20 protein-coding genes and 1 riboswitch are annotated in these 21,425 nt (G+C 74.4%); of the genes, 12 read left to right on the top strand and 8 right to left on the bottom strand.

The window, feature by feature from the left end:
* Nucleotides 1-102: 102 nt before the first annotated feature.
* The 3 genes from DAA34_RS02620 to DAA34_RS02610 all read left to right on the top strand — a co-directional run bounded on the left by DAA34_RS02620 (nt 103) and on the right by DAA34_RS02610 (nt 5,075).
* Nucleotides 103-2,661: an MMPL family transporter gene (locus DAA34_RS02620; protein ID WP_106817491.1), complete on the top strand. Its 2,559-nt coding sequence runs from the start codon at nt 103-105 to the stop codon at nt 2,659-2,661.
* Between the two features lie 118 nt (nt 2,662-2,779).
* The gene (locus tag DAA34_RS02615) at nt 2,780-4,507 is read left to right on the top strand and encodes an alpha/beta hydrolase (RefSeq protein ID WP_106817490.1); all 1,728 of its coding nucleotides are present in this window, start codon (nt 2,780-2,782) and stop codon (nt 4,505-4,507) included.
* Between the two features lie 94 nt (nt 4,508-4,601).
* Entirely contained in the window at nt 4,602-5,075 is a 474-nt protein-coding gene (locus DAA34_RS02610) for an SRPBCC family protein (RefSeq protein WP_106817489.1), read from the top strand.
* A gap of 20 nt (nt 5,076-5,095) precedes the next feature.
* Here the strand turns inward: DAA34_RS02610 and DAA34_RS02605 are convergent, their stop codons facing one another.
* Together DAA34_RS02605 and DAA34_RS02600 are read right to left on the bottom strand one after the other, a co-directional pair.
* Nucleotides 5,096-6,001 (bottom strand): alpha/beta hydrolase fold domain-containing protein, encoded by a 906-nt coding sequence (locus tag DAA34_RS02605; RefSeq protein WP_106817488.1) that lies wholly within the window; start codon nt 5,999-6,001, stop codon nt 5,096-5,098.
* Complete coding sequence (locus DAA34_RS02600) at nt 6,001-7,077, bottom strand: lactonase family protein (RefSeq protein WP_106817487.1); 1,077 nt, start codon at nt 7,075-7,077, stop codon at nt 6,001-6,003. The genes DAA34_RS02605 and DAA34_RS02600 overlap by 1 nt, the downstream gene beginning before the upstream one ends.
* 37 nt (nt 7,078-7,114) lie before the next feature.
* Between DAA34_RS02600 and DAA34_RS02595 the strand changes: the two genes are divergently transcribed.
* Together DAA34_RS02595 and DAA34_RS12070 are read left to right on the top strand one after the other, a co-directional pair.
* Nucleotides 7,115-7,984, top strand: a complete 870-nt coding sequence (locus DAA34_RS02595; RefSeq protein ID WP_106817486.1) for a crotonase/enoyl-CoA hydratase family protein — start codon at nt 7,115-7,117, stop codon at nt 7,982-7,984.
* Entirely contained in the window at nt 7,981-8,673 is a 693-nt protein-coding gene (locus DAA34_RS12070) for a histidine phosphatase family protein (RefSeq protein ID WP_158707565.1), read from the top strand. The genes DAA34_RS02595 and DAA34_RS12070 overlap by 4 nt, the downstream gene beginning before the upstream one ends.
* 66 nt (nt 8,674-8,739) lie before the next feature.
* On the opposite strand, the gene DAA34_RS02580 is transcribed toward DAA34_RS12070, so the two are convergent.
* Complete coding sequence (locus tag DAA34_RS02580) at nt 8,740-9,006, bottom strand: GlsB/YeaQ/YmgE family stress response membrane protein (protein ID WP_106819718.1); 267 nt, start codon at nt 9,004-9,006, stop codon at nt 8,740-8,742.
* 104 nt (nt 9,007-9,110) lie between these two features.
* Nucleotides 9,111-10,415, bottom strand: coding sequence for a saccharopine dehydrogenase family protein (locus tag DAA34_RS02575; RefSeq protein WP_106817484.1), 1,305 nt, complete (start codon nt 10,413-10,415; stop codon nt 9,111-9,113).
* Between the two features lie 72 nt (nt 10,416-10,487).
* On the opposite strand from DAA34_RS02575, the gene DAA34_RS02570 reads away from it, so the two are divergent.
* From DAA34_RS02570 to DAA34_RS02555, 4 genes are all read left to right on the top strand, one after another.
* Complete coding sequence (locus tag DAA34_RS02570) at nt 10,488-11,783, top strand: glucose-1-phosphate adenylyltransferase family protein (RefSeq protein WP_199847404.1); 1,296 nt, start codon at nt 10,488-10,490, stop codon at nt 11,781-11,783.
* A gap of 94 nt (nt 11,784-11,877) precedes the next feature.
* Complete coding sequence (locus tag DAA34_RS02565) at nt 11,878-12,219, top strand: hypothetical protein (protein ID WP_199847403.1); 342 nt, start codon at nt 11,878-11,880, stop codon at nt 12,217-12,219.
* A complete protein-coding gene (locus tag DAA34_RS02560) occupies nt 12,220-13,248 on the top strand; it encodes a cupin domain-containing protein (RefSeq protein ID WP_234354074.1) in 1,029 nt (342 codons plus the stop codon).
* Nucleotides 13,249-13,257: 9 nt separating this feature from the next.
* Complete coding sequence (locus tag DAA34_RS02555) at nt 13,258-14,151, top strand: sucrase ferredoxin (RefSeq protein WP_106817483.1); 894 nt, start codon at nt 13,258-13,260, stop codon at nt 14,149-14,151.
* Nucleotides 14,152-14,162: 11 nt separating this feature from the next.
* Here DAA34_RS02555 and DAA34_RS02550 read toward each other — a convergent pair whose 3' ends face one another.
* Both DAA34_RS02550 and DAA34_RS02545 read right to left on the bottom strand, forming a co-directional pair.
* A complete protein-coding gene (locus DAA34_RS02550; protein ID WP_106817482.1) occupies nt 14,163-15,428 on the bottom strand; it encodes a ribosomal eL19 family protein in 1,266 nt (421 codons plus the stop codon).
* Between the two features lie 41 nt (nt 15,429-15,469).
* On the bottom strand, nt 15,470-16,447 hold the full coding sequence (locus DAA34_RS02545) for an NAD(P)H-quinone oxidoreductase (protein ID WP_106819710.1): 978 nt from the start codon (nt 16,445-16,447) through the stop codon (nt 15,470-15,472).
* A gap of 197 nt (nt 16,448-16,644) precedes the next feature.
* On the opposite strand from DAA34_RS02545, the gene dacB reads away from it, so the two are divergent.
* Entirely contained in the window at nt 16,645-18,006 is a 1,362-nt protein-coding gene (dacB, locus tag DAA34_RS02540) for a D-alanyl-D-alanine carboxypeptidase/D-alanyl-D-alanine endopeptidase (RefSeq protein ID WP_106817481.1), read from the top strand.
* A gap of 146 nt (nt 18,007-18,152) precedes the next feature.
* Here dacB and DAA34_RS02535 read toward each other — a convergent pair whose 3' ends face one another.
* The gene (locus tag DAA34_RS02535) at nt 18,153-19,040 is read right to left on the bottom strand and encodes a type IV toxin-antitoxin system AbiEi family antitoxin domain-containing protein (RefSeq protein WP_106817480.1); all 888 of its coding nucleotides are present in this window, start codon (nt 19,038-19,040) and stop codon (nt 18,153-18,155) included.
* Between the two features lie 302 nt (nt 19,041-19,342).
* On the bottom strand, nt 19,343-19,627 hold the full coding sequence (locus DAA34_RS02530; protein ID WP_106817479.1) for a DUF4235 domain-containing protein: 285 nt from the start codon (nt 19,625-19,627) through the stop codon (nt 19,343-19,345).
* Nucleotides 19,628-19,712: 85 nt separating this feature from the next.
* Nucleotides 19,713-19,820, top strand: a riboswitch (TPP riboswitch).
* Between the two features lie 55 nt (nt 19,821-19,875).
* Here DAA34_RS02530 and DAA34_RS02525 point away from each other — a divergent pair.
* Complete coding sequence (locus DAA34_RS02525) at nt 19,876-20,514, top strand: ECF transporter S component (protein WP_106817478.1); 639 nt, start codon at nt 19,876-19,878, stop codon at nt 20,512-20,514.
* A 3-nt stretch (nt 20,515-20,517) separates the two neighbouring features.
* A partial coding sequence (locus DAA34_RS02520; protein WP_158707728.1) for an energy-coupling factor ABC transporter ATP-binding protein occupies nt 20,518-21,425 on the top strand: 908 nt, incomplete at its 3' end.

Raw genomic sequence — 21,425 nt, 5'->3', positions numbered from 1 at the left:
GTTACTACATCTGTAGTGTTCGGTCGGTCGCGCGCCGTCCACCGCCGTGACCTGCGCTCGGGCCCAGCGCCCGGATCGTCCACATCTCTCGGGAGAACCCGCATGGCACTCGCCCTCTACCGCCTCGGCCGCTGGTGCGCCGCCCACGCGAAGGTCGTCCTCGCCCTCTGGCTCGTCGCGCTCGTCGTCGCCGGCGCCGCCGCAGCCAGCCTCGGCCGGCCCGTGACGAGCGAGGTGTCGATCCCCGGCTCGCAGTTCGAGGCGGTCCAGTCCGACCTGCAGCGAGAGATCCCGGACGCCTCGGGCGGGTTCGCCGCCGTCGTCGTCCGGTCCGAGGACGGTGACGCCCTCGACGCGAAGCAGCGCGCCGCGATCCGCCGCGTCTTCGCGACCTGGAAGAAGGAGGACGAGGTCGCCGACGTCATCGACCCGTTCACGGCGCAGGCGGAGCTCGACGACTCCCGCACCCGCCTGCGCGAGGGCCGGAAGAAGCTGGACGACGGGCAGAAGCGCTACGACGCCGGGAAGAAGAAGCTCGACGAGGCCGAGGGGAAGCTGAAGTTCGCCAAGGACGGGCTCGAGCAGCTGAAGCGGACCGACCCGACGAACCCGGCCATCCTCCGCAACCAGATCGTCGTCGACGAGGGCGAGAAGAAGATCGTGCCCGCCCGGGAGAAGCTCGACCGGGCGCGCAAGCAGCTGATCGAGGCCCGCAAGGACCTGCGCGACGGCCAGATGCTCGTCGACAGCGCGGGCGACACGCGGCTCGTGACGAAGGACGGCTCGACCGCCGTCGCCCAGGTCCGCTTCACCAAGTCCGTGCCCTCGGTGGCGCCGGAGACGAAGGACGCGGTCGTCGCCGAGGGTGAGAGCCTCGCGGACGCCGGCGTCGTCATCGACTACAGCGCCGACATCACCCAGTCGACGAAGATCATCGGCCCGGGCGAGGCCATCGGTGTGCTCGTCGCCGGCCTCGTCCTCCTCATCGCCCTCGGCAGCCTCGTCGCGGCGGGCCTGCCCATCGCCTCGGCCCTCATCGGCGTCGCCGTCGGTCTCGCGGGCGCGATGGCGAGCACGCACTTCTACACGATGCACCAGCTGACGCCCTCGCTCGCGCTGATGCTCGGGCTTGCGGTCGGCATCGACTACGCGCTGTTCATCGTCAACCGGCACCGCACCCAGCTCCTGGCCGGCGCGCCGATGCTCGAGTCGATCGGCCGGGCCACCGGGACCGCCGGGTCTGCCGTCGTCGTCGCCGGGACGACCGTGGTCATCGCCCTCGCAGCCCTCTTCGTCACGGGCATTCCGCTGCTCGCGCAGATGGGGTTCGTCGCCTCGTCCACCGTCGCGGTGGCCGTCCTGGTCGCCCTGACCCTCACCCCGGCCCTGCTCGGGATCGTGCGCACGCGGGTCCTCAGCCGCCGGTCGTGGCGCAGCGCCGGGTTCGTCGAGCCGGGTGTCCTGCCCGAGGGCGGCCACGGTGACGAGCACGCGGAGGACCACGGCCACTGGTACGCCCGGCTGGTCACGCGCCACCCCGTGCTCGTCGCGCTCGGTGTCATCGCGATCTGCGGCGCCCTGGCGTGGCCCGCGACGACCCTGCGCCTGGGCCTGCCCGACGGCTCGAGCCAGCCGGCGGAGACGACCGGCCACCGCACGTTCGAGCTCGTCGCCGACAACTTCGGCCCCGGCCAGAACGGCCCCATCGTCGCGGTCGTCAGCCACGACGACCCCGTCGCCAAGGACGACATCACCCACGAGCAGGCCGTCGTCGCCGAGGTCATGGGGCGCACCGAGGGCGTCGCCGCCGTCGTCCCGTTCGGCGTGAGCGAGGACCGCCGCACCCTGGCCTTCCAGGTCGTCCCCGACGGCGGCCCGGCGGACGAGCACACGGCCACGACTGTCCAGCTCCTCAAGGGCACGGCCGGCTCCCTCGGCGAGCGGCTCGACGCGGAGGTCGGCCTCACGGGCCAGACCGTCGCGAACATCGAGATCAGCAAGAAGCTCGCGGACGCGCTGCCGGTCTACCTCGCGATCGTCATCGGCCTGTCCCTGCTGCTGCTCCTGGCGGTCTTCCGCTCGCTCCTGGTCCCGCTCGTCGCGACCGGTGGCTTCCTCCTGTCCGTCGGGGCGGCGTTCGGCACGACGGTCGCGGTCTACCAGTGGGGCTGGCTCGGGCAGCTCTTCGACGTCGACACCCCCGGGCCGATCCTGTCGTTCATGCCGGTGATGCTCGTCGGTGTCCTCTTCGGGCTCGCGATGGACTACCAGATGTTCCTCGTCGCGGGCATGAAGGAGGCGCACGCCCACGGCGAGCCCGCGCGCAAGGCCGTCATCACCGGGTTCGGGCACGGGGCGAAGGTCGTCACGGCAGCCGCGCTCATCATGGCCTCGGTCTTCGCCGGCTTCGTCTTCGCGGAGCTGACGATGATCCGGCCGATGGGCTTCGGCCTGGCCGTCGGGGTCCTCGTCGACGCGGTCCTCGTCCGGATGACGCTCGTGCCCGCCCTCATGCACGTCCTCGGGGAGTCCGCGTGGTGGATGCCGCGCTGGCTCGGTCGGATCCTCCCGACGCTCGACGTCGAGGGGACGAGCCTGACGGAGCACCTCGACGAATCCGCTGCGCCCGTCGACGACGTGCCCGAGGGTGCCCACGCCTGAGCCGGCAGCCGGGCCCGCGGTTTGCGGCGTCCGGCTCTCCGGCGTCGGGGCCCGCTGCTACGTTCACCGTCGTGGCGGGCTCCCGCCGCGGTACGTACGCGACAGCAGGGGGAAGAGCATGGGTGCTCGACGACGGTCGATCGCGGCGCTGGCGGCGCTCGCCGGGGCGGCATCGGTGGCGCTCGCCGGTGGAGCCGGCGCCATGGCGGCCGCGCCGACGCAGCCGCGGCAGGGCGCCCCGTCCGTCGCGGCGGCGACCCCGACGATCGACATGTCCGCGGTGCGGACCCCGACGCTTCGATGGCGGTCGTGCACCGGGGACGAGCGCGGCGCCCGGTACCAGTGCGCGAGCGCGCTCGTCCCGCTGGACTACTCCCGACCGGACGGCCCGACGATGCGGATCGGGCTGGCCCGTCGCCTCGCGAGCCGGTCCACGCTGCGGACGGGCGCGGTCTTCATCAACCCCGGCGGACCCGGCGGGTCCTCGATCGAGGCGATCGGCGGGTTCGCCCGCGTGCTCGGGTCGAAGGTGACGGACCGGTACGACGTCGTCGGGATCGACCCGCGGGGTGTCGGCCGCTCGCAGGCGCTCGTGTGCCGGTCGGACCGGCCCTGGGCGGAACTGACGCAGAGCACGCCCCTCAGCGAGGCCCAGCGCGCGGCCCAGTACCGCGCCGACGACCAGCTGCGGGCGGCCTGCAAGACGACGCCCAACTACGTCAAGTACTACATGTCGACGGCGGACACGGCGCGCGACATGGAGCTCGTCCGACGGGCGTTGCGCCAGCCGTCGCTCAACTACTACGGGGTCTCCTACGGAACCCAGCTCGGCCAGACGTACGCCGCGCTCTTCCCGACCAAGGTGCGAGCGCTGGTGATCGACGGCAACCTCGACGCGGACGCGTGGGTCGGCCGCGGGAGCGAGACGGCTCGCCCGTCCTCGGCCCGGTTCGGCTCGGGCGAGGGCACGTGGGAGTCCGTCGACTGGGTGCTCCGCGAGTGCGGCAAGGTCGGCTACCGGGTGTGCCCCGGCGGGACGAAGACACGCGCCGAGTACGACTACGTCCGCTCGCGGCTGCGCGAGCGCGCGCTGCGGGTCGACGGTCAGGTGATCTCGGAGTCCGACTTCGCGAACCTCACGGTCGGGCTCTCCTACGGCGACGGCTGGTGGCACCTGGCGTCCGTCACCCACGAGCTGGCCCGGCTCCTGCGGGCGCGCGAGGCGGCCGCGGCCACGCGCGCGGCCCCGGACGGATCCACGAGCGGGCCCGACGAGTCGGCCGCGGCCGCGGCGATCGACCGCGCGGAGCAGGAGGCGGTCGACGTGACGCAGCCCGTCCCGACCCCCGTCCTGTCGCCAGGCCGCGTGACGGCCGCACGAGGGGGCTTCGCCGCGCGGTACGGCATGGACGCCTCGTTCCAGGGCGTGCTGTGCTCGGAGGCGGCGAACCCGACCGACCGGACGGCGTGGTTCCGCGAGGGTGCGCGCCTGCAGGTCCCGACCCGCACCCTCCACACCGTCTGGACGTGGGCGAGCTCGCCGTGCGCCGGATGGCCGGCGAAGGCGAAGAACGCCTACCGGGGGTCGTTCGCGAGCGCCCCGCGCGGTGGAGCCCTGGTGATGAACAACCGGTACGACGGTCCGACGCCGTACCGCGGTGCCCTGCGCGCGCACGAGCTCATCGGCGGATCGCGCCTCGTGACGACGATGTACGCCGGGCACGGGACGCTCGACGTCAGCTCGTGCGCGAGCTGGCACCGCACCCGGTACATCGTCGACGGGCGCCTGCCCTCGCGGGACATCACGTGCGCCGCGACGAAGAAGCTCTTCAGCCGGACACCCTGACGGGTCCGTCGGGGGCGGCCCGGGGTGCCCTGTGGGGCCGCTCCGTCACCGCCCCCGGTGGTGCCGGGCGGCCGCAGGTGCTGAACTGGGCGCCATGAGCACACCGAACCCGAAGCTCGAGGCCACGACGACGATCGACGCCCCCGCCGAGGCGGTCTGGGCCCACCTCTCCGACCCCCGCGTGCTCGGCGGGCTGAGCCCCCAGGTCGTCCGCTCGACCGTCCAGGGGTCGGCGCCCGTCGGCGTCGGCACGAGGTTCCTCAACGTCAACCGCGACGGCTGGAAGGTGTGGCCGACGCGCGCGGTCGTCACCCGCTACGAGCCGAACCGCGCTCTCGCGTTCAAGGTCAAGGAGAACGGCGCCGTGTGGTCCTTCGACCTCGAGCCGGCCGAGGGTGGCACCCGCGTCGTCCACCGGCGCGAGCTCCCCGCGGGCGTGACGAAGATGTCGGTGCTCCTCCAGGACAAGGTCCTCGGCGGTGTGGCGCCCTTCGAGGCCTCGCTGGAGCGGGGCATGGCGCTCACCCTGCAGCGCCTGGCGGCGGCCGTCGCCGCGGCCCGGGTCTGACCGCGACGGGGCTTCGCGCATCAGCCCGACGTCGGCCCCGTCCCGGTGATCGCCCGCAGGACGGTGGCGTTCGCCGCGCGCGCTGCTCGGGTGCGCTGATCGGTCCACACGTGGAGCTGGTCCTGCCCGAGGACCCACTCGACGTCCACGCCGGCGGCGCGCGCCGCGTCCCGGAACGCCTCGTTCTCCGGCAGGAGGATCTCCCGCGTCCCGCACAGCAGCGTCAGCGGTGGCAGGCCGGTGGGGTCCATCCGCACCGGGCTGAGATGCGGGGCGTCCGCCGGCTCGTCGCCCGCCCACAGCCGGCCCATCGCGCGGAGGAAGACGATCGACAGCGCGGGGTCGACCGCGTCGAGCTCGTCGACCCCCGGGCTCGACAGCTCGAGGTCGAGCCACGGCGAGACGAGGACGACCCGGGCCGGCCGCCGCACCTCCGGGTGCTCCCGCCGCAGGACGTCGAGCAGGCCGAGGGCGTACCCGCCGCCGGCGGACTCACCCATGAGCACGAGCCGGCCCTCGGCGCTCTCGGCGACCCGCCGGTAGGCATCGACCACCCCGGGGAACGACGCGGCGGCATCGGCGTTCGGCACGCGTGCGTACAGCGGGACGGTCGTCCGGGCCCGGGCGAGGTGGGCGTACCGGTGCAGGCGGCGCCACGTCGTGGGGCTCGGACCGAAGGCGTACGCACCGCCGTGGAGGACGACGAGCTCCCGCTCGACCCGGCGCGGGGTGAGCGTGACGACGGGGCACGGGCGGTCGCTCGCCGGGCCGACCCCGTCGATGTCGACGCGGACGCCGGTGATCCGCCGGGCCGGGATCCGAGGGGCTCGCGCCGGTCGGTCGTTCTCCCGCCGCTGGCGGACGAGGAAGTCCTCGAGCTCGGCGGGGCTCGGGTCCTTCTCCTTCGGTCGCCTCCGGAGGGACATCAGGTGAGCGCCAGACCGGTCGGGGTGCCCGAGGCCAGACGCGCGACCTCGGTGCCATCGGCCCAGCGGACCGCCGTGACGACGTCGCCGCGCTCGCACGCGACCCACACGAGCTCGCCGTCGACGAGGACGTCCCGCGGCCAGCGGCCCCCGGCCGCGTGCTCGGCCCGGGCCACCAGGGGCGGCCCGTCGTCGTCCGCGGGCGAGACGTCGACGACGGTGAACGAGTCGGGACCACGGGTCGAGACGAGGACGCGAGTCCCGGCGCCGGCGTCGGGCAGGAGACGCAGCGCGGCGGCGAGCCCGTCGGGCGTCGGGCGGGCGGTCGTCGGGATCCGAGCGATCTCGTGCCACGTCCGCGCGCCGTCGTCCGTGGGGGCCCCGAGCCACAGCTCGCTGCTCAGCTCGCACACGACGAGCAGCCTGCCTGCGACGAGCGCCGCGTGCCGCGGGCCCGTCCCGGCCGGCAGTCGGACCGGCGCGTCGGCCTCGGTCAGCGTGCCGTCCGTGCCGAGCCGGAAGCGGTGGACCGCGTCGGTGCCCAGGTCGCAGACGAGGACGAGCCAGCCCCTCTCCTCGAACCGCGGTGCGAGCAGGACGTGGTGGGCGTGCGGGGCGTCCTGGCGGTCGGCGACCGGCCCGGGGCTGCCGGCCAGCGCGACCGTGGCCGTCCGGCGCCCGGACTCGAGGTCGATGACCGCCACGGACCCGGACACGTAGTGCGCGACGACGGCGAACCTCCCGTCCTGGGTCACCGCCACGTGGCAGGCCCCCCAGCCGCCGGTCGGTGTCGTCGAGACCTCGGGCTGGTCGCCGGGCCCGAGCGTGACGACCGAGACCGCCGAGTGCTCCGTCTCGTGGACGCAGACCACGCTCCGCGGCAGGGTCGGGTGGGGGACGACGTACGAGGGCTCCGCGAGCGGGACCTCGGCGAGGACCTCGGTCCGCCCCGCCCGCGCAGCCTCGGCATCCAGCGCCCGCAACCCGGGCCCGCGACCCTCGCCGCGCGTCGTGTAGCCCCCGATCCACAGGACCGGGGCGGGGCTGGCGGCGGACCGGGTCGGGGCATCGGCCATGCCCCCAGTCTGCCGGAGCGGGTCCTACGCTGGTCCCATGAGCTCTCAGCGTGTGGACACCGGGTCCGAGCACGTCAGCTGCGTCGTCGAGGACGCCGTCGCCCGTGTCCGCCTGGCTCGCCCCGAGAAGCTCAACGGGCTCACCCTCCCCATGCTCGACGCCCTCGTCAGCGCCGCCCGCGCGCTCCGGAGGGACCGCTCGCTGCGCGCGGTCGTCCTCTCCGGGGAGGGCGACTCGTTCTGCGCCGGCCTCGACTTCGCGAGCGCGACGAAGGACCCCTCGGGGGTCGCCCGCGCCTTCGCCCCCCGGCCGTGGCGCGGGACGAACACCTTCCAGGAGGCGTGCTGGGCGTGGCGCCGGCTCGACGTCCCCGTCCTCGCCGCGGTCCACGGCCACTGCTTCGGCGGCGGGGTGCAGCTCGCCCTGGCCGCCGACGTCCGGTTCACCACCCCCGACGCCCGCTGGTCGGTGCTCGAGGCGCGATGGGGTCTCGTCCCGGACATGTCGGGGATCCGGACCCTGACCGAGCACGTCCGGCCCGACGTCGCCAAGCGCCTGACGATGACGGGCGAGGAGGTCGACGGCACCCGCGCGGTCGAGATCGGCCTGGCGACGCAGGTCGCGTCCGACCCGGGGGCCGCGGCGCAGGAGCTCGTCGAGGCGCTGCGCACCCGGTCCCCGGACGCGGTCGCGGCCACCAAGCGTCTGTTCACCGCCAGCCCCGGAGCCTCGGCCCGCTCGACCCTGGCCCGGGAGCGTCGCGAGCAGTCCGTCCTCCTCGTCAGCGCGAACACCGCCGCCGCCCGGCGTGCCGCGCTCGATCGTTCCGGTCCCGCGTACGGCCCGCGCCAGGGCCTGTCCGGGGTGCTGCGATCCGCCGCGCTCCGGAGGAAGGGCCGCTCGTGAGCCGGATCCTCCTCGTCCGCCACGGGCAGGCGTCCTGGGGCAGGCGGGACTACGACGTCCTCTCCGCCCGTGGGCACGAGCAGGCCCGTCTCGTCGGCGCCGCGCTCGCCGAGCGCGGTGTCGTGCCCGACGTCCTCGTCCACGGCGGCATGCGCCGCCAGCGCGAGACCGCCGAGGAGATGGTGCAGGCCGCCGGGTGGAGCGTGGAGCCGGACGTGGACCCGGGCTGGGCGGAGTACGACCACATGGAGGTCATCACCGCGCACCGCCCGGCCTACCGCTCGATGACGATCATGCGCGCCGACCTCATCCGGACCTTCCAGCCGCGGCGGGCCTTCCACGAGATGTACGACGTCGCGACGCAGCGCTGGACCGGCGGGGACCACGACACCGATTACGACGAGTCCTTCGCCCAGTTCAGCAGCCGGGTCGAGGGGGCGCTGACGACGCTCGTGGCGCGACTGGGGGCACGGCAGACGGGCGTCGTCGTCACCTCGGCGGGGGTGCTCGCCTCCATCGTCACCGACCTCGTGCACGGTTCGTCGCAGACGTGGAAGGAGCTCGAGCGATCGGCGGTGAACGCGGCCGTCACGACGCTCGAGGTCACCCGCACCGGGGTGGGGCTCGTCACCTTCAACGAGCACGTCCACCTCGGCTTCGGTGCCGACTCGACGGCGACGACGACCTGACCCGCCCCCGCACGACGAACGCCCCGGCCCCCTCGAGGGGACCGGGGCGTTCTGCGTGCTGCGGGGTCAGCGGCGACCGCTGATGGCCTTGAGGCCGAACAGCAGCACGCAGGCGCCGATGAGGGCGGTGACGAACGTCATGATGAGGCCCGCCCCGTCGATGTCGACACCGAACAGCTTGAGCAGGAAGCCACCGAGCAGCGCGCCGATGACGCCGACGATGATGTTGAGGAAGAGGCCCTGCTGGGCGTCGGTCCCCATGAACTTGCTCGCGATCCAACCTGCGAGGCCGCCGATGATGATCCAGACGATGAACCCGTACTCGCCAGGCATGTGCGTCTCCTTCGTGGGTGCGTACGACGTGCCGAGTGACACGTCCTGCCCCTAGGGGAACACGTCGCCGGCCGAGGATCGTCCCGTGCGGGGCCGCGAGCGGGTCACGAATCCGTACCGAATCCTCCGTCGACCCGGGACGCCTCGAGGGTGAAGCCGTGGTCCCGCAGCCGCGCCACGAGGTCGTCGCCCATCGCCGTCGCGGGGGTGAGGACGCCACCCTCGCCCGGCACGGGAGCGTCCTGGGCGAGCGACAGGGCGGACTGCCCGAGCATGACGGCCGTCCCGGAGTACCCGGGGTCCTTGTCCGCCCCGACGAGGCATCGGAAGCGCGCGCCGGTCGTGCTCGTGGTCCGGATGTCGATGCGGAAGGCGCCCTTCTCCTGCTGCTCGACGCCGGGCCCCTCGCCCGGCTTGGGCAGGACCCGGTCGAGCGCCGTGCGCGTCGGGCCGAAGGACATGGCCGCGAACCCCCCGACGAGCGCGGCCGTGATGACGCCGCCCGTGAGCGCTCCCCGCGGTCCCGAGCCGGTCGTCATCACCTCGCGGTACCGGAAGCCGCGGCCGTAGGAGAAGCCGGTGAGGGCGTTCGACCGGCGCACGACCCGCGTGTTGAACGACGCCATGATGAACGGCGCGGTCCAGCGGTCCACCTCGGCCGCGCGCCGGACGGGCAGCGATCGGGTGATCCGGGCCACGCGGCCGAGCGGGCCCTCGGGCGCGGTCCCGGCGCGGGCCGCGTCGGCCCGCGTCGGCTCGGCGGGACGGTCGGGGCTGTAGCCGTAGGGGTCGGCGACGAGCCGGCGTGCCGCAGCATCCTTCGAGGTCTCGATCGCCTGCTGGCGCATCGAGTCGATCGTGCCGCCGCTCAGTCCGCCGGCGAGGCGACGGACGTACAGGGTCGTCTCGCCGAGCTCGCCCTCGCCGGCCACCCGGACGGTCCGTGCGAGGAGGTGGACCCCGAGGTCGGAGGGGATCGAGTCGAAGCCGCACGCGTGGACGATCCGCGCCCCGCTCCGGCGCGCCGCGTCCGACCACGTGTCCGAGCTCCACCGCGCGAAGAGGATCTCGCCCGTGAGATCGCAGTAGTGCGTCCCCGACTCGGCGCACGCGCGCACGAGCGCCTTGCCGTAGCGCTGGTAGGGCCCCACCGTCGTGACGACGACCCGGGTGCTGCGAGCGAGCTCGCGCAGGGCGGTGAGGTCCTCGGCGTCTGCGACGACGAGGGGCCAGGCCGCGGCCGCCGGCGGAAGGCTCGACCGGACCTGCTCGAGGCGCTCGCGGGAGCGGCCCGCGAGGGCGATGCGGGTGCCGCCGGGGGCGTGCTCGGCGAGGTGCGCCGCGGTGAGGCGACCCACGAAGCCGGTCGCGCCGAAGAGGACGATGTCGTGCTCGCGCTGGTCCGTCATGCCCCCAGCGTAGGGAGGGGTGACCTCCCCACGGGTGGTGCGGGGGGCTCGTCGGCGGGCGATGATGACGCCATGACCGTGCTCTCGCCGCACCGGATGCCCCGTCGGCCGCAGCCGGCCGTCCTCGGCATCGTCCAGGCCGGCGGGCAGGGCTCCCGGATGGACGTCCTCACCCGCGAGCGGGCCAAGCCCGCACTGCCGTTCGCCGGGACCCACCAGCTCATCGACTTCGCGATGAGCAACCTGGCCAACAGCGGGATCGACGACGTCTGGGTCTCGGTGCAGTTCCTCGCGTCCTCCCTCGACCGGCACCTGCAGTCCGGGCGGCCGTGGGACCTCGACCGCACCCGCGGCGGCTACCGGCGGATCGTTCCCGAGGAGGGCGGCGGCGGCGCGACCGGCGGGTTCTCCACGGGCAACGCCGACGACCTCTACCGGATCCGGGACGAGATCCGTCGGCACGGGGCCGAGCACGTCATCGTCACGAGCGCCGACAGCGTGTTCGTCACCGACCTGCGGGTCCTGCTCGCCGCGCACCTGGATCGGGACGCGACGTGCACGATCCTCACCGCCGAGGTCGACCCCGCCGAGGCGGTCCACAAGATGGTCGTGCGGGTCGGCGAGGATCCGTCCCCCGTCGACGGGGTCGAGGGCGTCGTCTCCCGGGTCGTCACGGGGGTCGAGTACAAGCCCGGCACGACGGACGCGACGACGGTCGCCACCGAGGTCTTCGTCTACCGCGCGGAGGACCTGCTGGCGCTGCTGGAGCAGATCGCGCGCGAGCACGCGACGGGGGACGGCGACGACGCGGACACCGGACTGGGGGACTTCGGCGAGGAGCTGGTGCCGCGCCTCGTCGAGGGCGGGCGGGTCGTCGCCGTGCCCGTCGGGTCGTACTGGAAGGACGTCGGCCGTCCGGAGGCCTACCTCGCGGCGCACCGCGACCTGCTCGACGGGCGGGTCGACGTCTTCGACCAGCCCGGCTGGCCGGTACAGACGGAGGCCGGGTCGCTGCCGCCGGCGCGTGTGCGGGCAGGGGCGCAGATCGCCGACTCGCTCGTCACCCACGGCTGCGATGTCGCCGGGACGGTCCGTCGGTCGGTCCTGGGGCCGTGCGTCCGGGTGGCGGCCGGGGCGGTCGTCGAGGACTGCGTCGTCCTCGACGGCGTGACGATCGGGCCGGGCGCGCAGCTCGCCTCGGCCGTCCTCGACAGCGGGACCGTCGTCGGCGACGGCGCACGGGTGGGGCGGCTCGCGGGCGACGACCTGGGCCCGGACGACGTCACCCTCGTCGGGCGGGACAGCGTGATCGGGCCGGGCGTGACGGTCGATGCCGGGGCACGGCTCGAGCCGGGGACGTCGGCCTGACCACCCCCGCGGGTGCTCGACAGCACCCGGCCGGGCCGACTAGAAACAGGAGCGGCCCGGCGTCCGCCGGGTGCCGATCGAGAAGGAGCACGACATGACGGACCTGCCCAAGGACCCGACCGACATCGCCGCCGCCGGCGAGCAGAGTGGCGCGCTCCCGGGCGTCCCGATGGACGCGACGGACGCACCCGCGGGCACCGCGGACGGTGGCGCCGATGGTGGCGCCGATGGTGGCGCGGACGGTGGCGCCGATGGTGGCGCGGACGGTGGCGCCGATGGTGGCGCGGACGGTGGCGCCGACGGTGGCGCGGACGGTGGCGCCGATGGTGGCGCGGACGGTGGCGCCGATGGTGGCGCGGACGGTGGCGCGGACGGTGGCGCCGATGGTGGCGCGGACGGTGGCGCCGATGGTGGCGCCGATGGCGCTGCGCTCTGAGTGATCACGCCTGACGACTCGATGCCCGCCGCCCCCACGGGTGGCGGGCATCGCCGTCCCCCGGTGCTGGACCGGCTGCTACCCCCTTCGGGGAACGGGCCCGGTGTCGGCCTCGGTCGGGACCCGTGGCTGCACCGCGGCGCCGACCCCGCCGGGTTCGCCGACCTCCTCGACCTCGCCGGGGTGGACGAGCTGCTCACCCGACGCGGCCTGCGCACCCCGTTCCTCCGGGTCGCCAAGGACGGGCGCACCCTCGGCGACCGTGAGTTCACCACCGGCGGAGGGGTCGGTGCCTCGATCCCCGACCAGCTCGACGCCGCGACCCTCGCGCGCCTCTTCGCCGAGGGCTCGACGCTCGTCCTCCAGGCCCTGCACCGCACGTGGGGCCCGGTGATCGATCTCGCGCACGACCTCGTCGACGCCCTCGGCCACCCCGTCCAGGTCAACGCCTACGTCACGCCGCCGACCAGCCGCGGGTTCGACGACCACTACGACGTCCACGACGTCCTCGTCCTCCAGCTCGCGGGGGAGAAGGCCTGGCGGGTCCGCCCGCCCGTCGTCACCGACCCGCTGCGCGACGACCCGTGGACGAACCACCGGGCCCAGGTCGCCGCGGCCGCGCAGCACCCGCCGCACCTCGAGGAGACCCTCCGCCCCGGCGACGTCCTCCACGTCCCGCGAGGGTGGATCCACTCCGCGACGGCGCTCGGCGGGGTGAGCGCCCACCTCACCGTCGGCATCCACGCGTGGACCCGGCGGCACGTCGCGGGCTGGCTCGTCGACGCGGCGCTCGCCCTCCTCGACGACGACCCGAGGATGCGCGCGGCCCTCCCGTTCGGGCGCCCGCCCGGCGACCTCACGGACACGGAGATCGACGACGTGCGTCGGGCCCTCGGCGAGGCGCTCGCCGCCGTCCCGTCCGCCCCGGTCCGGTCGGCGTTGGACGAGGCCGCGGCCTCGTCGACCCCGCCCCGGGCGGTCCGACCGGTGGCCTCCCTCGTCGACGGGGACGCGTCGGGCCGGCCGTAGGGTGGCCCGGTGACCGACTCGACCGACCGCTGGCGGTGCGCCCTCGCCGCCCGCGAGCGGCAGGACCCGCTCGTCGGGACCGCAGTCCCCGCGCCCCGGTGGTTCCTCGTCGAGCACCGCGGGCCGTGGCAGCGCACCGCCGCGGGGACCGCGCCCCTCGACGCCGTCGCGGGCGAGCTCACGCCCCTGCTCGAGGGTCACCGCGCACGGCTCCAGCTCGTCCGGCGTCACGGCCGCCGGGTCGAGGGCGGCACAGTCGAGGGCGCCGAGCCCGTCGTGGCGCTCGTCGACTGCCCGACCGGCCGGGTCCACTGGTCGACGTGGGAGCAGCCGGGCGACCTCGTCGCCCTCGCCGCCGCGATGCCGGAGCTCCTCGCGGCCGCTCCGCTCTGCGAGGACCCGCTCGTCCTCGTGTGCGCGCACGGCCGCAAGGACGTGTGCTGCGCGATCGACGGCCGCCTCACCGCGCGCGTCCTCGACGACCTGCTGCCCGGGATGGTGTGGGAGACCACCCACCTCGGCGGCGACCGGTTCGCCGCGAACGTCACCTTCCTGCCCGACGGCACGATGTACGGGCGGGTGGACGGGAGCAGCGCGCCCGACCTCGCGCTGGCCCACCTCGACGGGCTCGCCGATCTCACCCGGTGGCGCGGGCGGTCCCTGTGGCATCCCGCGGTGCAGGCCGCGGCCGCCGACGTCCTCGCGACCCTCGAGGCCCCCCGCTGGCGCGACGTCGTCGTTGCACGCGTCACCGCCCAGGGCCCCGACACCTGGCAGGTCGAGCTGGACGTCGACGGGCGCACGCACCGCCGCACGGTGACCCGCTCGTGGGCGCCCAGGCGCCGCCTGACGTGCGCGGACACGACCGAGAAGACGGTCGCGGTCTGGACGGCCGCGCGCTGAGCGGGATCCGCTCAGCGCAGCGCGTCGACCGCCGCGTCCTCGAAGCCGGGCATCTCGACGATCTGCTTCGTGAACTTCTTCGCGCCGTTCGGCGCGAGGTGGATCTCGTCCCGGCTGTCCCCGTCGCTCCACCAGTCGCCGTAGCTCGTCACGGGGAAGTGGTGGACGTCGGTGCCCGCGACGAGATCGGCCGCCGCCTTCTGGCGCTTCTTGTCGTACTGGCCGTTCGAGATCCCCTCGAGGGTGCGCTGGTGCACGGGGCTGTACGGGATCTCGAACGTGATGACGGTGACGCCGGCGCGCTCGAGGTCGTCGACGAAGGCGTCGAACGCCGCCTTGCCCTCGGGGTCCATGTGCGGCCACCCGGGGAAGCGTTCGGCCCGCTTCCGGCTCGAGGCGAGGACGTCCCCGGTGGACATGCCGGGGTGGTTCATGAAGCCGTCCGGTTGTAGCCAGTCCAGGCCGTCCGCGCGGAACTTGACCGACGTCGGGGCCTTCTTCCCGGCCTTGGCGACCCGGATCTGGTCACCGGCCCGCGCCCACCGCTCGTTCGGGTCCTTGACGTAGCGCTCGCACTGCGCCTCGTCCGCGGCCGTCCACTCCGCACCGATGCGCTCGTCGCAGCCCTGCACCATCGCGGCGAACGGCGTGATCTTCGCGTCGTCGTAGGCGACGTCCTTCTCGGCGGCGCGGGTCGAGATCCCCACGAGGGCGATCTTCGGGGCCTTGCCGATCGAGATCGCGTAGTCGGCCGCGAGCCGGTTGACGCCCCAGCGGGCGCGACTGCTCGACGCGTTGAACGCCGTCACCTCCCGGCCGACGGCGGGGGAGAGGAGTCGGGAAAGGGTGACCGGGTCGATCCCCTGCTGGGTCATCGAGTCGCCGAAGATCATGATGTCCGGCGCGGGACGCTCCCGGATCGACGTCGTCATCGCCTCGAACATCAGGCCGTGGGCGGGCGCCGGCGGCAGCCTCCCCTCCCTGAGCCACGTCGAGATCTGCGCCGGCGTGACGTCCGTGGGCGTCGGCCGGTTCGAGGTCCCGACGATCGGCGTCCCGGCGGGCGCCTTCGGGTCCACCCAGCGGTCGGGTGGGGTGCCGGTCGCCCACGTCGGCTGCGGGGTCCGGGACGGACCGGGCGCGGCGATCGTCGGGGTCCCACGGCCCTCCGGGGCCCTCGTGCTCGACCGGCCGGAGTCCCCGGTGGCCTGCGACGAGCAGGCGGCAAGTCCGAGCGGGAGGGCCACGGCGAGGGCAAGGAACCCGGTGCGTCGCATGATCCCCGAGCCTAGCAACGGGGGACGGACGGCTCGCGGGCTCAGGGCAGCAGGAGGATCTTGCCGACGTGGGTCGAGGACTCCATCTCCCGGTGCGCGGCGGCGGCCTCGGCGAGGGGGTGGGTGGAGTGGACGACGGGGCGTACCGACCCGTCGGCGAGCAGGGGCCAGACCTCGTCCCGGACCGCGGCGACGATTCGGGCCTTGTCCTGCGGGTCGCGGGCGCGCAACGAGGTCGCGGTGATCGACCCCCGCTTGCCCAGGAGGGCGGCGAGGTCGAGCTCCCCCTTCCGGCCGCCGAGGAGCCCGATGACGACGAGGCGTCCGCCGGTGGCGAGGACGTCGACGTTGCGGGAGAGGTACTTCGCGCCGATCGAGTCGAGCACGACGTCGGCGCCGCGGCCGTCGGTGGCCTCGCGGACGGCCTCGACGAAGTCGTCCTCGCGGTAGTTCACGGCGACGTCCGCCCCGAGCTCGCGGCAGAACGCGAGCTTCTCCGGGGTGCCGGCGGTCACCGCGACGCGGCAGCCGCGGGCCTTCGCGAGCTGGATGGCGAAGGTGCCGATGCCCGAGGTCCCACCGTGGACGAGGACCGTCTCGCCGGGCGCGAGCCGGGCGACGTCGACGAGGTTGCTCCACACGGTGCACGCGACCTCGGGGAGGGCGGCGGCGTCGCGCAGCGCCACGCCGTCGGGGATCGGGAGCAGCTGGCCCGCGGGGACGGCGACCCGCTCGGCGTACCCGCCGCCGTCGAGCAGCGCGCACGCCTCGTCCCCGACGGACCAGCCGGTGACGCCGGCGCCGACCTCGACGACCCGTCCGCTCACCTCGAGACCCGGCAGCGGCGAGGCACCCGGCGGCGGCGGGTAGAAGCCCATCCGCTGCATGACGTCGGCGCGGTTCACGCCGGCAGCGACGACCTCGATCACCACCTGCCCGGCCCCAGCGGCGGGGTCGGGGACCTCGGTCGGGACGAGGACGTCGGCGTCGCCGGGCTCACGGATCTCGATGGCCTTCATGCCGTCCACGTTATCGACGTCACGCCCGGTGGGAGACCATGGAGTCGATCGCGCTGGGTGTCGGCGCGCCGATCGTCTACGTCGACTTCGCGGCGGCGTCCTGAGCCGGTCCGTGCCCGGCACTTCCGCCGACGCCGCCGAGGACCTACCGTCGGGGTGCCCCGACCCTGCCCCTGCCCCTGTCCCCGGAGCCGTCCGTGCCTGCCCCCGGTCAGATCCTGCGCGCCGTTCCTGCGCTCGTTGCTGCGCTCGCCCTCGGCGTGGGCACCCTCGCCCCGGCGGCCGCGTCGCCGGCCGTGGGCGCCGCCGACCGTCCGACGCCCGTCGAGGACGACCTGGCGAGCGACGGCGCCGGCACGATGCGCGCCGTGCCCGCGCCGGAGGCGGTGGTCGATGCCCAGCAGAGCACGGCGCCGGCCACGAGGGACCTCACGTGGACGATCACGAAGCGGCTCGGCGAGCGTGACGGGGACTGGCGGCTGGGGTCGTCCTGGTCGGGCTGGGTGGCGAACACCGACGGCACCCGGATGTGGTCGAAGGCGTCGACGACGACCCGGCTGCCGGCCTCGAACGAGAAGGTGCTCACGGCGTACACCGCCCTGCGGGAGATCGGCGGCTGGCGCCGGCTGACGACCCGCGCCAAGCAGTCCTCCGTCGAGCCCAGCCGGATCCATCTCGTCGGAGCGGGGGACCCGAGCCTGTCCTCGAGCCGTCTGCGGGCCTTGGCGGCGCAGACGGCGCAGGCCCTCAAGGCGCAGCGGCGCTCGCGGGTCACGGTCCGGGTCGACGACAGCCTCTTCCCGACACCGACGAACGCGACCGGGTGGAAGAGCAGCTACGTGCCGGACTCGGTCGCTCCGGTCCGCGCGCTCGTCGTCGACCAGCGCAACGTGTGGGACACGTCGATGGACGCGGGGGCCACCTTTGCCTCGTCCCTGCGTGCGAACGGGATCACCGTCGTCGGGGTCTCGCGGATGCGCAACCCGCGGTACTCCCCGACGCTCGCGAGCACGGACTCCGCGCCGGTGGCCGCCCTCGTCCGGGTCATGCTCAACGTGAGCCAGAACGACTACGCCGAGGCCCTGCACCGGCTGGCCGCGCGGTACGCCGGCCGGGGCACGACCTGGACCGCAGCGTCGAGGACCGTCCGGGCTCGGCTGGTCGCCGACGGCATCCCGGTGACGGGCCTGACGGTGGCGGACGGCTCCGGCCTGTCGCGGGCGAACCGGATGCCGGTCCGGACGATGACGGCCACCCTGCGGTCGATGGACACCCGCCCGGGGATGCGCGAGCAGGTGTTCGCGGCCGACGGGATGCCGATCTCGGGGACGTCGGGAACGCTCTACCACCGCTTCCGGGCCTGGCCGAGCACGTGCGCGATCCGGATCGTCGCGGCGAAGACGGGGACCCTGTCCGACACGTACACCCTCGGCGGTGTGGCGTACTCGGTCGACGGGCGGAGGCGCTACTTCTCGTTCCTCGTCAACCACCGGACGGCGGCGACGAGCACCCGCGCGGGCCTCGACTACCTCGCGACGACCGTCACCGGCTGCGCCTGACGACCCTCGCACGGCTCGCGCCTCGTGAATCGACTCCCGCACCCTGAGCCGACTCCCGCACCGCTCGCGCCTCGTGAATCGGCTCGTGGTCACCGGATCCGGTGACCGGGAGTCGATTCGCTGCGCGCGACGGCGGACGGCCGCGGTCAGGACACCGGCGAGAGGCGCGGCCCGAGCCAGCCGGGACGGAACAGGTCCCGCCACGTGACCCGGATGACGCGGTACCCCAGCGCCCGGATCGCGTCCTCTCGTGCCTTCTCCCGGACGAGCTCCTCCCGGCCGTCGGCGCCCTCGTACTTGACGGCGCCGTCGAACTCGAGCACCACGTCGTCGACGACGAGGTCCACCCTGGCGACGAGGTGACCGCTCGCGTCCCGCAGCTCGACCTGCGGCACCGGGACCCGGCCGAGCTCGATGCACCGCAGCCGCAGCAGCGACTCGCCCGGCGACTCGGACCGGCCGTGGGCGAGCTCGAGCGCACGCCGGGCAGCCCCGACGCCGTACCGCACCCAGGCAAGGGAGTGCTCCAGGTCGGCGTGCTCGACCAGACCGCGGGCCAGTGCCGCGTCCATCGCGACGAGGCCCGCGTCGACGCCGTCGAGCGCGGCCACCTGGACACACGCGACGGCCGGCCCGACGACGGCGCCGGTCCCGTCGTCGACGACGTCCGCCCCCGGGTCCCGGTGGAGGTGAAGGCCCGGGCGTCGCCGTGACCGGCCGGCGGGGCCGAGCAGGTGGACGGTCGAGTGGTCGGCGCTCAGGCGTGGCAGGCCGTGGAGCTCGAGCGCACTGTGGTGCGAGGCCGCCCAGCCGGGGTGCGCGGCGCGGACCGCACGGACGCGGTCGGCGTAGCGCGCGCGGGGCTCCCGGTCGCGATCCCTGACGAGGTAGACACCGCGGTCGACGCGTTCGAGCCTGCCGGCGCGGGCGTCACGGAGGACGTGGTGGTGCGGGACGCCGCGCTGCGGCAGGTCACGGGTGAGCAGGTGGCCGCCGGAGTCGAGGACGAGCCGGGCGATCGGGTCGATGGGCACGCGCAGCAGGGTGGCGCGGGATCGACGTGCCGGCGACCCGCCCTGTGGACGGCCGGTCGCTGTGGACGGCTGACCCCGGACCCCTCGCGCCCTCGGGTCCGACCCGGCCGACTCTCGGTTCGCGCCTCGTGAATCGACTCGCGCACCGTTCACGAACTGGCGCCCGGCTCGCGCCTCGTGAATCGGCTCGTGGTCACCGGATCGGGTGCCCACGAGCCGATTCGCTGCGCGGGAAGAGGCGAGCCGACCTTCGGCTCAGGTCAGGTCAGGTCCGGCCCCCGCGCGAAGGGGCCCTAGCGGGGTCAGTCCGTGTCGACCTTCGGCTGGAGGTCGGCGGGGAGGTGCCCGGTCGAGCTGCGGTAGTACTGCGCGGCCTTGCGGCTGAGCAGCGTCTTGACGACGGCTGCGACGACCCCACCGAGGACCACGACGAGCAGGCTTTCCAGGAGCGGGTTGTCCGGGTCGCGCGGGTCGATCTCGAAGTCCTTGCCGGCCTTCTTGTAGGCCGTGACGAGGAGCTTGTTCGTGATGATGCCGGCGAGCGTGGCACCACCGGCGCCGAGCAGCTTCCAAGCGAGGTTGCCCATGGTTTGTCCCCTTCGGATGGGTGCGGCCCGGCCGTCGATGCCGTGCCACGGACGGTCTCGCCCCAAGTATGGGCTACAGTCGCGGCGTCAACGACAGGGGAGCGCCATCCGGGCGCTGAGAGTGCGGCCTGGCCGCAGACCCTCGAACCTGCTCCGGTTAGCACCGGCGAAAGGGAGTCGGGATTCTCCGGCGTGCGCACGTGCGCCCGCCGCCCTGCGGTATCCCCACGGATCCTGTAGGAGCACGCATGAGCACCACCAGCACCACCTCCAGCACCACCAACGCGCGCGGCAGCGGCTGGCGCACCGTCGACCTCGTGACGACCGCCGTCCTCGGCGTCGTCGTCGGGGTCCTCTTCGTCGCCTGGACCTATGCCGCGGTCGGCCCGACCACCGCACTGGGGGGCGTCTTCGCCCCGCTCGGCGCCCTGATGACCGCGCCGTGGTTCCTCGGCGGCGTCCTCGGTGGACTCATCATCCGCAAGCCCGGCGCCGCCCTCGCCGTCGAGCTCGTCGCGACGATCGTCGAGCTCCTCATGATCTCGCGGTGGGGGATGCTCGGCGTCGGCTCCGGGCTCGTCCAGGGCCTCGGCGCCGAGCTCGCGTTCGCCCTCACCCGCTACCGCAGCAGCTCGCTCGGCACCGCGGCGCTCGCGGGCCTGCTCTCGGGTCTGTTCGCCGGGGTCTACGAGCTCTTCGTCTACGTCCAGGCGTACACACCGGCGTTCAAGGCGGCCCACGTCGGCCTCACCGCCCTCGGTGGCATCGTGCTCGCGGGCGTCCTCGGGTGGCTCCTCGTCCGGGCGCTCGCGTCCGCCGGTGCGCTGCGCGCCTTCCCGGTCGGGGCGCAGGCCCGCGAGGCCCGGCTCGCGACCCCGCGCGGCTGACCGATGAGCGGTGCAGCCGTGGCGCCGACGGGTGGCCACGTCGAGGTCGAGGGCCTCACGTGGCGTCCGTTCGGCGCCCCGGCGCCGCTGCTCGACGCGATCGATCTCGACATCCCCGCTGGACAGCGGGTCCTCCTCGTCGGCGCGAGCGGCGCGGGGAAGTCGACCTTGCTGCGCGCCCTCGCCGGGCTCGTCGACGCGGTCGAGCAGGGAGAGCTGTCCGGGTCCGTGACGATCGACGGCCGCGCCCCCCAGGACCGCGCGGGGACGGTCGGCCTCGTCCTCCAAGAACCGGGCGCGGGCGTCGTCGCCGGGACGGTCGGGCGAGACGTCGCCTTCGGGCCCGAGAACGTCGGCGCCGACCCCGCGGGGATTCCGGTGACTTGCCGGGCCGCGCTCGGTGCCGTCGGGCTCGACCTCCCCCTCGACACCCCGACCTCCGCGCTCTCCGGCGGGCAGACCCAGCGCCTCGCGCTCGCGGGCGCCCTGGCGCTGCAACCGGCCGTCCTGCTGCTCGACGAGCCGACGGCGATGCTCGACCACGAGACGGCAGCCGAGGTGCGCGACGCGGTCGACCGGGTCGTCGCCGAGCGCGGGCTCACCCTCGTCGTCGTCGAGCACCTCGTCGAACCGTGGGTGGGCCTCGTCGACCGGGTGCTCGTCCTCGGCGACGGCGGGCGGGTCCTCCTCGACGGTCCGCCGCTCGAGATCTTCCAGCGGCACCGGGACGAGCTCCTGCAGCTCGGGGTATGGCTTCCCGGCGCCCCGCCCCCGGAGCCCGGCCCCGCGCCCCCCCTCCCCTCTCCACCACCCACCCCGCCGCCGAAACACGACGGGTGCGGCGCCCGAGTCGCCCGCCATCTCACACCTACAAAACCACACACCACACAGCACACGCTCACACACAATTA

The sequence above is a fragment of the Janibacter massiliensis genome (assembly GCF_900289115.1).
Lineage (GTDB): Bacteria > Actinomycetota > Actinomycetes > Actinomycetales > Dermatophilaceae > Janibacter_A > Janibacter_A massiliensis.
The sequence above is the reverse complement of the archived record's forward strand: the minus strand, read 5'-3'. Positions and strand labels throughout refer to the sequence as shown.

Bases quoted from the DNA above. Each gene is read 5' to 3' on its own strand.
- DAA34_RS02620 (WP_106817491.1), top strand. From the start codon at position 103: ATGGCACTCGCCCTCTACCGCCTCGGCCGCTGGTGCGCCGCCCACGCG.
- DAA34_RS02615 (WP_106817490.1), top strand. From the start codon at position 2,780: ATGGGTGCTCGACGACGGTCGATCGCGGCGCTGGCGGCGCTCGCCGGG.
- DAA34_RS02610 (WP_106817489.1), top strand. From the start codon at position 4,602: ATGAGCACACCGAACCCGAAGCTCGAGGCCACGACGACGATCGACGCC.
- DAA34_RS02605 (WP_106817488.1), bottom strand. From the start codon at position 6,001: ATGTCCCTCCGGAGGCGACCGAAGGAGAAGGACCCGAGCCCCGCCGAG.
- DAA34_RS02600 (WP_106817487.1), bottom strand. From the start codon at position 7,077: ATGGCCGATGCCCCGACCCGGTCCGCCGCCAGCCCCGCCCCGGTCCTG.
- DAA34_RS02595 (WP_106817486.1), top strand. From the start codon at position 7,115: ATGAGCTCTCAGCGTGTGGACACCGGGTCCGAGCACGTCAGCTGCGTC.
- DAA34_RS02580 (WP_106819718.1), bottom strand. From the start codon at position 9,006: ATGCCTGGCGAGTACGGGTTCATCGTCTGGATCATCATCGGCGGCCTC.
- DAA34_RS02575 (WP_106817484.1), bottom strand. From the start codon at position 10,415: ATGACGGACCAGCGCGAGCACGACATCGTCCTCTTCGGCGCGACCGGC.
- DAA34_RS02570 (WP_199847404.1), top strand. From the start codon at position 10,488: ATGACCGTGCTCTCGCCGCACCGGATGCCCCGTCGGCCGCAGCCGGCC.
- DAA34_RS02565 (WP_199847403.1), top strand. From the start codon at position 11,878: ATGACGGACCTGCCCAAGGACCCGACCGACATCGCCGCCGCCGGCGAG.
- DAA34_RS02550 (WP_106817482.1), bottom strand. From the start codon at position 15,428: ATGCGACGCACCGGGTTCCTTGCCCTCGCCGTGGCCCTCCCGCTCGGA.
- DAA34_RS02545 (WP_106819710.1), bottom strand. From the start codon at position 16,447: ATGAAGGCCATCGAGATCCGTGAGCCCGGCGACGCCGACGTCCTCGTC.
- DAA34_RS02530 (WP_106817479.1), bottom strand. From the start codon at position 19,627: ATGGGCAACCTCGCTTGGAAGCTGCTCGGCGCCGGTGGTGCCACGCTC.
- DAA34_RS02525 (WP_106817478.1), top strand. From the start codon at position 19,876: ATGAGCACCACCAGCACCACCTCCAGCACCACCAACGCGCGCGGCAGC.